Raw genomic sequence first — 9,707 nt, forward strand, 5'->3', positions numbered from 1 at the left:
GCAGCGCCGGATCGGCCAGCAGCCCGGTGACCGCCCCGGCCAGCGCCGCCGGGTCCTCCGGCGGTACCAGGCAGTGCGCGGCGAGCGCGGGCGGCAGGCTCTCCCGGGCGCCGTCGACGTCGGCGAGTACGACGGGTGTCCCGCAGCCCATCGCCTCCAGCGGGGCGAGTGCCATGCCCTCCCAGCGCGAGGGCAGGACCACCAGGTCGGCGGCCCGGTACCAGGGCGCGGTGTCGGCGACGGCGCCGGTGAACCGTACGGAGGGAGGCGCGTGTCGCCGTAAGACTTCGCGGTCGGGGCCGTCGCCGACCAGCACGAGCCCTGCCCGCGGCTGTGCGGCGAGGATGCCGTCCCAGGCCGCCAGCAGCACGTCCTGGCCCTTCTGGCGGCAGAGGCGGCCCACGCAGACGACGAGGGGATCGTGGTTCCGGGCGTTCTCCCCGGCGTTCTGCCCGGCGTCGTCCCCGGGGTTCTGCCCGGCGTCGTCCCCGGCGGCCGTGCCCGTGTCCGGACAGAAGCGGGTGGTGTCGATCCCGTTGGGGATGACCGCGTACGCGGCGCGTACCCCGGCGCGCAGGCCCGTCGCGTGCTCGGCCTCGCTGACGCACACCACCTGGTCGGCCCAACGCGCCCCCCACCGCTCCCAGTACCGGGCGAGCGTCGCGGTGAGGCCGCCGACCGCCTCGAAGGACCAGGCGTGCGGCTGGTACACGGTCGGGACGCGACCGCGGACGGCGAGCCGGGCGGCCAGGCCGGCCTTGGCGCTGTGCGCGTGCACCAGTTCGGGCCGTACCTCGTCGACCAGGCGTGCGAGCCGGCGCACCTCGCCCGGCAGACCGGGACCGGGGGAGCGGCCGGCCCGCCAGTCCCGGACGTCGGCGCCCAGCTCCCGCAGGCCCGCGGCCAGGGCGCCGCCCGGACAGGCCGCCGTGACCCGCAGGCCCGCCGCGAGCTGGGCCCGGACCAGGTCGAGCACGACCCGGGCGACACCCCCGTCGACGGGCTGGGCCAGGTGCAGGACCCGGGGCACCCCGGACGGGTGGACGGGTGCTGACTGGTGCATGCGCGGGTTACCTCGCTCACGGGCGCTCGGGACTGCGGTCGTGAACGCGCCTCCTGCCTGCGGGCGTCCACGGCGGCGACGAGCACGCCGGCCCGCGCCGCGTCCGCGTGGGCAACGAGCCGGAAGCCCGGCTGGTCACCACCGCGCCGCAGAGCCGTGCCGAGATCGAACAGTGCGGGAGTCGTGGCCGAGCGTGCGGGCGTAGGCCACGACCCGCAGGACCGGTACGTCACCCGGCGCGCCGATCGTGGAACGCGCTACGCCGTTCGGCGGACCACCGGAGCCGTCCGGCACGACCGGCGTACGCCGGGGTCCGCAGAGTTGCGTGCGCGTGTCGCCCGCGCCGCCCGGTCACTGCAGTGCGCCCCGCTCCACCGCCCGTACCCCCTCGGGAGGAGCCGGCCCGACCCGTCGGGGGAACGCGGCCGACTGCGGCGCTGTCCGGTGGCGGCGCCACGCGCATCACTCCATTGGCGGCACAACTCCCGGGCGCGCCGGGCGTTGACACAGCGCCGGGCATCCCGCCCGGATGTTTGTGTCGATCCCAAGGAGCACCTCTCCATGTCGCGTATCGCGAAGGGCCTGGTCCTGACCTCCGCCGCCGTCGCGGCCGTTGCCGGCGGTGCCGGCGTGGCCTCCGCCGATGCCGGTGCGGACGCCGTCGCCGCCAACTCCCCCGGCGTGGTGTCGGGCAACGTCATCCAGGTTCCGATCCACGTGCCGATCAACGTCTGCGGCAACACCGTCGACATCATCGCCCTGCTGAACCCGGCGTTCGGCAACACCTGCGTCAACGACTGACGTCGGCACGCCACCCTTCGGCCGGCGGTCCGCCCGTGCGCATCCGTCGCGGGGCGGACGGCCGGTTTTCCGCTCCCCCGGACGGTTCACGATCGGTGCGTGAGCGGTTGCGGAGAGCGATCGGTGAACTGACGGTGGGCACAGGTCCCACTGTTCACCGAAAGGAACGCCCATGCGTGATCTGCCTGCCCGGCGTCTCGCGTCCACCGTCCTCTGCGCGGCCGTCCTGGTCGGCATCACCGGCCCGGTCGCCGTCGCCGGCGCCCGGGAGCACGACCGCGCCGCCTCCCGTGCGCCCCTGCCGGCGGCGGAGAAGGAGCGGCTGCTCGCCCAGGCCAGAGCCCTGGACCACGCCGACGCCACGCTCCATCCGGTCGTCGAGCTGCTCAACCGGTCACTGGAGAAGGGCCGGCTGCCCGCCGACGAGGCCAGGAGGCTGGGCGACGCGGCGAAGGCGGCCATCGCCCAGGCCGCCACCGCCCCGAAGCCGGCGGCCCTCGCGGCCCCCGCCGAGCCGACGACACCCGTCCAGCCCCCGGCGCCCGTACGGCCCGCGGCTCCCGCGACGCCCACAGCGACGGTGAAGCCGGCGGCCCCCACGGCGGCGGCCACACCGGCGACTTCGGCGAAGCCCGCGGCCCAGACGACACCCGCGGCTGCGACGAAGCCCGCGCCCCAGACGTCACCGACCGCGCCCGCCTCCGCCTCACCGACCGCGCCCGCCTCCGCGACGGCCAAGCCCGCGGCTCCGTCCGCTCCGTCCTCTGCGTCGGCCTCCGCGGCGCCCGCGACCTCCTCGTCCCCGGCCGCCGCCCCCGCGACCGCGTCGACGTCCGCGAAGCCGTCCGCGCCCGCGTCCCCCAGCGCGCCCGCCGCGCCGAGCGCCCCCGTCTCACCGGCGGCCCCCGCCGCCCCCGCGATCCCCGCGGCGCTCACCGCGCAGACGACCGCGCGGCACGCGGGTCTCGCGGGCGTACCCTCGTACCGCGACCTGACCGGTGACGCGCTCTCCGCACTGCAGAGCGCGATCGACAGTCTGGTGAAGGCGGTCACCGACCAGGTCGACCAGCTGCTGTCGTCGGCCAACGACGTCGTCTCCGGCCTTCTCGACCTGCTGGGCTCCACCCTGCTCGGCAAGGACGAGGCCGCTCCGACCGTCGAGTCCCTGCCCTCCCTGGCCCCGCTGCCGAGCCTCCCCAGCCTTCCCAGTCTCCCCGCGGAGCCGGCCCTGCCGACGACGACCGGCTGACACGGCGGGGACCCGCCGGCTGGGCGGGGATCTCATATGTCTTCTCGGTGCCGGGTTTCCGGTGCGGCCGCGACTCGTTGGGCACGGCGTCAGTACATCCAGGGCGACGTGAGTTGCCGAAGGAAGGAACACGATGAAGTCCCTGAAGGCTGCCGCCGTTGTCGCCGGTTCCGTGGCCCTCGTCGGCGTCGCCGCCCCCGCGTTCGCCTACGACGCCCAGCACCTGCCGCCGCTGAGCCTCAACGGCGGCCTCACCGAGCTGGCCGGCAACCCGCCCTCCGTGAAGGACCTGATGCCGGTGCAGCACCAGTCCGACGCGCTCGACACCGAGAACAAGGACTCCGTGCTCAGCACCTTCAAGAGCGCCACCACCGCCCTCAACCAGAAGGGGCTGCTCGGCGGCCTGCCCCTGGGGCACTGACGCCCGCCCCCCGCCGAGGGCCGGTTCCGCACCCGCGCGGAACCGGCCCTCGGCGCGTCGGGGCCCCGTCGCCCGATCGTGTGGCGCACCCTCCGGCACTGCTCCGGACGGGTGAGGAGCCGCCGGGTCGCGCCGGGGGCCGCCGATATGGTCGCGCGGTGACCACAGTGACAAGCGAACCCCGTTTCTTCCGCCCCGCCGACCTGGGCACCCTGGCCCTGCTCGCCTGGATGGCCAAAAACGAGGAGGGGGACGGCCGTACCCCCTGTCTGCTCGCCTGCTCCCTCGGTGACGGACCGGACGGCCCGGGGGCCGCGTCCGCCGCCGTCACCCACCTCCTGGAGGACATGGACCTGACCGCCGGCGGCGAACCCGTCAACGGCATGAGCCGGCCGAGCCTGAAGGTCAGCATGCTGGTCGTCGCCGGCCAGATCGTCCTGCAGCTGCCCCACAACATCAGCAGCCAGGTCACCCCGCCGGCGGAGTGGCTGGAGGCGGTCGAGGAACTCGGCTACACCTACTTCATGTTCACCACCCGGGTCTGCCCCTCGACCGGGCCCCGTGAGCCGGTCACGGGCGCGGAGCTGGCCGCGTTCGCCGGATCCCCCGAGACCACGGACGCCGCCGCGCACGTCTACCTGCCCGCCCGCGGCCTGCGGGCCTGACGCCCCGCCGGCGTTCCGGCACCGGGCCGACTATTACGGCACTCGGGGGAATTGTGCGATGCAGGCGTGTTCCGCTCGTTACGCGGTACGGACGTCGAACTCCCCGCACCCTGAAAGGGACCGTACCTGACATGAAGCCGACCACCCGAGTCACCCTCGCCGCCGTCGTCACGGGCGTCGCGGCCACCGTGGGGGCCGCCGGCCCCGCCGCGGCGGCCGGCACGGTCCCGGTCCCCGTGCCCCTGGGCGGCGTGTCCAAGGCGCTCGACATGGAGCTGCCCAGGCTCGGCGCCGAGGTGCCGCTGCTGAAGCCCGGCGCCCCCGAGAGCCCCCGGTACGTCACGGGCCGGCTGCTGCCCGACCGCACCCTGCCCCAGCTCCCGGTGACCAGCGGACTGCCCGGCCTGGACGCCCGGGCCCCGCTGCCGCACGTCCTCGGTGACGGCGGCTTCGACCACCTCGGCGTGACCGCGCCCGCCGGCGACCTGCGCGCCCTCAGCCCCGGCCTGTCCATGGACGCCCCGCTGACCGCGCCCGACGGCGGCAACTTCGGTCTGCCGTCCGCGAAGCTCCCCCAGGCCGGTGTGCTCACCCCGGCCGTGCAGAGCGTGGCCGGCGGGGACCTGGGCACCGGCCCGGGACTGTAGCCGTAGCCGGCCGTACCCGCCGTACGGCTCTCAGGCGGTGACCCCGCGCGCCCTCGGCCGGTTAGCCGGTACGGACATGCGACAACGAACGAGGAGCGAGCATGGTCGTGGGTGTCGGCGGAGTGGCGGTCGGTGCGGAGCAGCAGACCGGAACGGGGACGGCCGGACCGTCCCGGAGGGAGCTGGCGCGGGGGCTGCTGGCCTCGGCCGCCGCGCTGGCACTGGCGCCCGTGATGGCCGCCTCGCGGCCCGTGCCCCCGGCCCGGTCCGGCGGCACCTCGTTCGACGAGACCTACCGGGGCCGCCGTATCCAGGGCGTCCTGCTGCCCCGCGACGGACAGCACGAGGGGCAGCTGGAGGACAGCAGCGAAGGGCGGCGGGTGGCGGCCGGCGGCGAGTGGCGGATCACCATCGACGGCCGTCCGCTGCACCTGATGCGCCGGGCCGACGGCACCTGGCTGAGCATGGTCGACCACTACACGTCGTACCGGACGCCGCTGGAGGCGACCCGGGCGGCCGTCGACGAGATCGGCCCCGGGCAGCGGCTGCGCGACCTGGCACCGGCACCCATGGGCGGGGGACACCCGGGACACCGGACGGGGGGACACGATGGCGTACGTGCGTAAGGACGTCAGCACCCTCACCGCGAGCGAACGGCGGCGGTTCGTCGACGCGCTGCTGGCGCTCAAACGACGAGGCGAGTACGACGAGTTCGTGCGCATGCACATCGACTACTACACCGCCGACGGCGAGGACGGGCTGCGCACCGCCCACATGGCGCCGTCCTTCCTGCCCTGGCACCGCAGGTTCCTGCTGGAACTGGAACGGGCGCTGCGCCGGGTCGACTCCTCGGTGACGGTGCCGTACTGGGACTGGACCCGCAACCGTACGACGACCTCCGTGCCGTGGACGAAGGACCTGCTCGGCGGGAACGGCCGGCGCTCCGACCGACGGGTGATGACCGGGCCGTTCGCCTATGGGGCGGGCCACTGGGCCATCAAGGAGGGCGTCACCGACGGCCGCTTCCTCACCCGGGACCTCGGCCGCTCCGCCGCCCCGCTCCAGCTGCCCACGCGCGGCGAGCTGCAGTGGGCCCTGGACGACCCCGTCTACGACGCCTGGCCCTGGGACTCCACCGTCCGCAAGGGCTTCCGCAACAAGCTGGAGGGCTGGGGCGCCGGCAGCGGGAGCGCCTCCTTGAAGAACCACAACCGGGTGCACCGCTGGGTCGGCGGCGTGATGCTCGGCGGGGCATCCGTCAACGACCCGGTGTTCTGGCTGCACCACGCCTTCCTGGACCTGCAGTGGTACCGGTGGCAGCGCGCCCACCGCAGCCACCGCTACCTGCCGGCCGAGCCGCCGGGCGTCGCCGACGCCCAGCACGAGCGGGTCGTCGCCCGGCACCAGAGGCTGCCGCCGTGGGACGAGACGCCGGACCAGCTGGAGGACGTGAGCCGGATCTACCGGTACGCGTGAGCGGCGGGCGGCCGCACACGGGAAGAGCCCCGGCGCTCGGAGGCCGGGGCTCTCGCCTGTGGGTGCCGGTCGGCTCAGTTGCCGTAGCCGCTGTCGCCGTAGTGGCCCGGGCCGGGGTTGCCGTGGACGCTCTTGCCGCCGCTGACGTTGGCGCAGGTGTTGCCGAAGGCGGGGTTGAGCAGGCCGACGATGTCCACGGTGTTCCCGCACAGGTTGATCGGGATGTCGATCGGGATCTGGACCACATTGCCGGACAGCACACCGGGCGAACCGACGGCCGCGCCGTTGGCGTCCGCGTCGGCCAGGGCCAGTCCGGCCCCGCCGACCACCATGGCACCGGTGCCGAGAGCGACAGCGGCTGCCTTCGCGATGCGAGACATCACGTTCTCCTTTTGTAGCTCGGAATGCGCAGCGGCAGGCCAGCCGCCGCACTTCCCCTTCAACGGTGCGGCGCGGGGCTGGTCACGGTGATCAGCGGCGGATCACTCTTTTAACGGCAGGACCGCCCCTGCCTGGGCCTGCCGAGCCCTCCGAGGCGGCCGGCAGCGGTGGCGGACCGGCGCGGTGCGTGGGGGAGCGGGGGGTGGGAGCGGGGGAGCGGGGCGTACGAGCGGGGCGGGGCGGGGCGTCGGCCGGAGGCCCCGGGGGCGAGGGGCCCTCGGGCGGGGGCGGTTCGGGGTCGCGGGCGCCTCAGGGGAGCCGTCGTACCGGGGTCGCGGGCGCCTCAGGGGAGCCGTCGTACCGGGGTTCCCGCCAGGTAGGCCTGGATGTTCTCGACGGCCTGGCCGTAGTACGTCGTGTAGTTGGCGTGGGAGACGTACCCCAGGTGGGGCGTGGCGAGGAGGCGGGGGGCGGTGCGCATCGGGTGGCCGGCGGGCAGCGGCTCGATGTCGAAGACATCGACGCCGGCACCGGCGATCCGCCCCTCGTGCAGCGCGGCCAGCAGCGCGTCCTGGTCGACGATCGCGGCCCGGGACGTGTTGACGAGATAGGCGCTCGGCTTCATCAGGGCGAGTTCCGCGGCGCCGAGCAGACCGCGGGTGCGGTCGCCGAGGGCGAGGTGGACGGACACGAAGTCGCTCTCGCGGAGCAGCTCCTCCTTGGAACCGGCCAGTTCCACGCCCACTTCCGTGGCGCGCTCCTCGGTGAGGTTCCGACTCCAGGCGCTGACGCGCATGCCGAAGGCGAGCCCGACCCGGGCGACCCGGCTGCCGATCTTCCCCAGTCCGAGCAGCCCCAGCCGGCGTCCGTGCAGATCGGCGCCGACGGTCGACTGCCAAGGGCCGTCGCCGCGCAGGGCGTTGTTCTCCTGGACGATCCCCCGGGCGAGACCGAGCAGCAGGGCCCAGGTCAGCTCGACCGGCGGGGTGCTCGAACTCGCCGTACCGCACACGATGACGCCGTGCGCCTCGGCGGCGGCATAGTCGATGACGCTGTTGCGCATACCGGAGGCGATGAGCAGCTTCAGCCGGGGGAGACGGGCGATGAGGGAGCCGGGGAAAGGGACGCGTTCGCGCAGGGTGACGACGATGTCGTAGCCGGCGAGCGCGTCGGCGAGCGCGTCCTCCCCCTGGAGGTGCTCGCGCAGTGCGACGACCTCGACCCGCTCCTCGACCGGCGACCAGTCGGCCAGCCCGGTCGCCACACCCTGGAAGTCGTCCAGCACCGCACAGCGAAGTCGCACGTCGTCTCCCCTCCGGAGGTGACTGTAGCGGCCACGTGATCCCGGTCCTCGGCCGCGGTGCACGAACGGCGCCGCTCTCCCCGGTGACGGGACGGGCGGCGCCGTGCGGAGGCCGGGCCTCAGCCGGGGAACGGCTTGCTCTGCTCGCGCTCGGCCTTCTGGCACGCGTCGAGCCGCTTCTGGAGGGCGGCGGCCTGGCTCAGCGCCCTCCTGGCCGCCGCGTCCTCCCCCAGCCGCCGCAGCTGCGCGGCCTTGGTCTTGAGGCGCGCGATCTGCTGCCGCATCTCGCGCGGGTCGCACCGGGTGGCGGCCTTGGCCACCACCGCGCCACCGCCGGCGGGCGCGGCGGCGTGGGCGGGCACCGACGTGACGAGGAAGCCGCCGGCGATGATCGCGGAGACGGCCAGCGCGGAAAGGCGCTTGGTCATGAGTATTTCCCCCTGGAAGGGCTTGAGTTGGCTGAAAATGATCTTACTAAGCCGAAGAACCCGCCAGTAACCGACCTTGCCGGCGCCACGCTCGCCCGGGCCGCCCACCGGGTCGCCGGGCCGCTGGGCCGCCGGACCGGCGCGCGCCCGTGATCGGACAGAGATACCCTGAAGATGATCCCAAAGTAGGACAAGCACACCCGATCCCCTGCGGGGTGGTCTCCGGCGGACCGGCTAAGCCGGTTGCGTGAGCACCCGCTAGACGGGACGCAGCGCTCCAGGGTGAGTTCCCGGCCGTCGGCCCGCCCCGGCCTTCCACGGCACCGCACGGACAGGGAACATTCGGACATCACAGTCCCCGGGGGAGGAGCCGCCATGGCCGGCCCGCACCAGACACCCACCGCCCGAGCCGTCCGCCTGATCTTCGAGTACGAGGGCGATGCCGTACGACTCGTCTCCCAGCAACCCGTCGACGCGGTCGTCAGCGGCTTCGACGCGCATCCCGAGGTCCGCCCGGGCCACTTCGTGGAGACACGCGACGACCAGGGGCAGCGCCTCGCCCGCGTCCCCGCACGCGGGGCGTTCCGGGAGAGCGCCGAGGTCTTCCCCGAGGACCACTCGGAGCCGATCACCCGGGTCGACGTCGAGGCGCGCGGTGCCTTCACCGTGCTCGTCCCCGCACCGGCCGAGGCCGCCCAGGTCGCCGTGGTCCGCGTCACCCCCACCGCCCCCGAGGCGCGGCTCGCCGCCGGAGGCGCGACGAGCCCGCCGCCCGGCGCGACACGGGACGTCGACCTCGCCACCTTCCGGCTCGACCGGTAGGCGGCCGCGATGACCACCTCCGACGGGGCCGTCCAGGGCCGCACCCAGATCTTCGGATCCGCGCCGCGCGACCGCGCCTTCACCATCGTGCTGCTGGGCGACGGCTTCACCGCCGCACAGCAGTCCGATTTCGACACCGCCTGCAAAGACTTCGTCACCGCGCTCACCACCACCGCGCCCTACGACGAACTCGGCCCGGCCATCAACATCTGGCGGGTCAACGTCACCTCCACCGACTCGGGCGCCGACGACCCGGCCGGCGCCGGGGGCACCGGCGCGACCGCCCGCACCTACTTCGACTCCACGTTCGGCGCGAACGGCGTCCGGCGGCTGCTGGTGTGCGACGACTCGACCGTGCTCCGGACGGCCGCGGCCCAGGTGCCGGAGTTCTCCGTCGCCATCGTCGTGGTGAACTCCACCGTCTACGGCGGAAGCGGCGGCTCGGTCGGCA

The 9,707-nt window shown here is 74.4% G+C and carries 13 protein-coding genes; 9 read left to right on the forward strand and 4 right to left on the reverse strand.

What is annotated here, in order from left to right; translation table 11 throughout:
* Positions 1-1,063: glycosyltransferase (locus tag IE312_RS34130; protein WP_229900768.1), on the reverse strand; the 1,063-nt coding region annotated here is incomplete at its 3' end.
* Between the two features lie 561 nt (positions 1,064-1,624).
* On the opposite strand from IE312_RS34130, the gene IE312_RS34135 reads away from it, so the two are divergent.
* The 7 genes from IE312_RS34135 (at position 1,625) to IE312_RS34165 (ending at position 6,322) form a co-directional block, all read left to right on the forward strand.
* Complete coding sequence (locus IE312_RS34135; protein ID WP_189986102.1) at positions 1,625-1,864, forward strand: chaplin; 240 nt, start codon at positions 1,625-1,627, stop codon at positions 1,862-1,864.
* 172 nt (positions 1,865-2,036) lie between these two features.
* Entirely contained in the window at positions 2,037-3,113 is a 1,077-nt protein-coding gene (locus IE312_RS43115) for a hypothetical protein (protein WP_229900769.1), read from the forward strand.
* Between the two features lie 133 nt (positions 3,114-3,246).
* Positions 3,247-3,534, forward strand: coding sequence for a hypothetical protein (locus IE312_RS34145; RefSeq protein ID WP_189986103.1), 288 nt, complete (start codon positions 3,247-3,249; stop codon positions 3,532-3,534).
* A 158-nt stretch (positions 3,535-3,692) separates the two neighbouring features.
* A complete protein-coding gene (locus tag IE312_RS34150; protein ID WP_189986104.1) occupies positions 3,693-4,199 on the forward strand; it encodes a DUF5949 family protein in 507 nt (168 codons plus the stop codon).
* 131 nt (positions 4,200-4,330) lie between these two features.
* Positions 4,331-4,846, forward strand: coding sequence for a hypothetical protein (locus IE312_RS34155; protein ID WP_189986105.1), 516 nt, complete (start codon positions 4,331-4,333; stop codon positions 4,844-4,846).
* Positions 4,847-4,947: 101 nt separating this feature from the next.
* A complete protein-coding gene (locus IE312_RS34160; RefSeq protein WP_189986106.1) occupies positions 4,948-5,472 on the forward strand; it encodes a tyrosinase family oxidase copper chaperone in 525 nt (174 codons plus the stop codon).
* Entirely contained in the window at positions 5,456-6,322 is an 867-nt protein-coding gene (locus IE312_RS34165) for a tyrosinase family protein (protein WP_189986107.1), read from the forward strand. The genes IE312_RS34160 and IE312_RS34165 overlap by 17 nt, the downstream gene beginning before the upstream one ends.
* 74 nt (positions 6,323-6,396) lie before the next feature.
* On the opposite strand, the gene IE312_RS34170 is transcribed toward IE312_RS34165, so the two are convergent.
* The 3 genes from IE312_RS34170 to IE312_RS34180 all read right to left on the reverse strand — a co-directional run bounded on the left by IE312_RS34170 (position 6,397) and on the right by IE312_RS34180 (position 8,434).
* Positions 6,397-6,702, reverse strand: a complete 306-nt coding sequence (locus IE312_RS34170; RefSeq protein ID WP_189986108.1) for a chaplin — start codon at positions 6,700-6,702, stop codon at positions 6,397-6,399.
* Positions 6,703-7,046: 344 nt separating this feature from the next.
* Complete coding sequence (locus IE312_RS34175) at positions 7,047-8,006, reverse strand: D-2-hydroxyacid dehydrogenase family protein (RefSeq protein ID WP_189986109.1); 960 nt, start codon at positions 8,004-8,006, stop codon at positions 7,047-7,049.
* A 119-nt stretch (positions 8,007-8,125) separates the two neighbouring features.
* Positions 8,126-8,434, reverse strand: a complete 309-nt coding sequence (locus tag IE312_RS34180; RefSeq protein ID WP_189986110.1) for a hypothetical protein — start codon at positions 8,432-8,434, stop codon at positions 8,126-8,128.
* A gap of 375 nt (positions 8,435-8,809) precedes the next feature.
* Here IE312_RS34180 and IE312_RS34185 point away from each other — a divergent pair, with 375 nt between their 5' ends.
* Positions 8,810-9,256, forward strand: a complete 447-nt coding sequence (locus IE312_RS34185) for a hypothetical protein (protein ID WP_189986111.1) — start codon at positions 8,810-8,812, stop codon at positions 9,254-9,256.
* Between the two features lie 9 nt (positions 9,257-9,265).
* A partial coding sequence (locus IE312_RS43120) for a M64 family metallopeptidase (RefSeq protein ID WP_229900770.1) occupies positions 9,266-9,707 on the forward strand: 442 nt, incomplete at its 3' end.

This window comes from Streptomyces capoamus (assembly GCF_014654935.1).
Taxonomy (GTDB): Bacteria; Actinomycetota; Actinomycetes; order Streptomycetales; family Streptomycetaceae; genus Streptomyces; species Streptomyces capoamus.

Bases quoted from the DNA above. Each gene is read 5' to 3' on its own strand.
- IE312_RS34135 (WP_189986102.1), top strand. From the start codon at position 1,625: ATGTCGCGTATCGCGAAGGGCCTGGTCCTGACCTCCGCCGCCGTCGCG.
- IE312_RS43115 (WP_229900769.1), top strand. From the start codon at position 2,037: ATGCGTGATCTGCCTGCCCGGCGTCTCGCGTCCACCGTCCTCTGCGCG.
- IE312_RS34145 (WP_189986103.1), top strand. From the start codon at position 3,247: ATGAAGTCCCTGAAGGCTGCCGCCGTTGTCGCCGGTTCCGTGGCCCTC.
- IE312_RS34155 (WP_189986105.1), top strand. From the start codon at position 4,331: ATGAAGCCGACCACCCGAGTCACCCTCGCCGCCGTCGTCACGGGCGTC.
- IE312_RS34160 (WP_189986106.1), top strand. From the start codon at position 4,948: ATGGTCGTGGGTGTCGGCGGAGTGGCGGTCGGTGCGGAGCAGCAGACC.
- IE312_RS34165 (WP_189986107.1), top strand. From the start codon at position 5,456: ATGGCGTACGTGCGTAAGGACGTCAGCACCCTCACCGCGAGCGAACGG.
- IE312_RS34170 (WP_189986108.1), bottom strand. From the start codon at position 6,702: ATGTCTCGCATCGCGAAGGCAGCCGCTGTCGCTCTCGGCACCGGTGCC.
- IE312_RS34180 (WP_189986110.1), bottom strand. From the start codon at position 8,434: ATGACCAAGCGCCTTTCCGCGCTGGCCGTCTCCGCGATCATCGCCGGC.
- IE312_RS34185 (WP_189986111.1), top strand. From the start codon at position 8,810: ATGGCCGGCCCGCACCAGACACCCACCGCCCGAGCCGTCCGCCTGATC.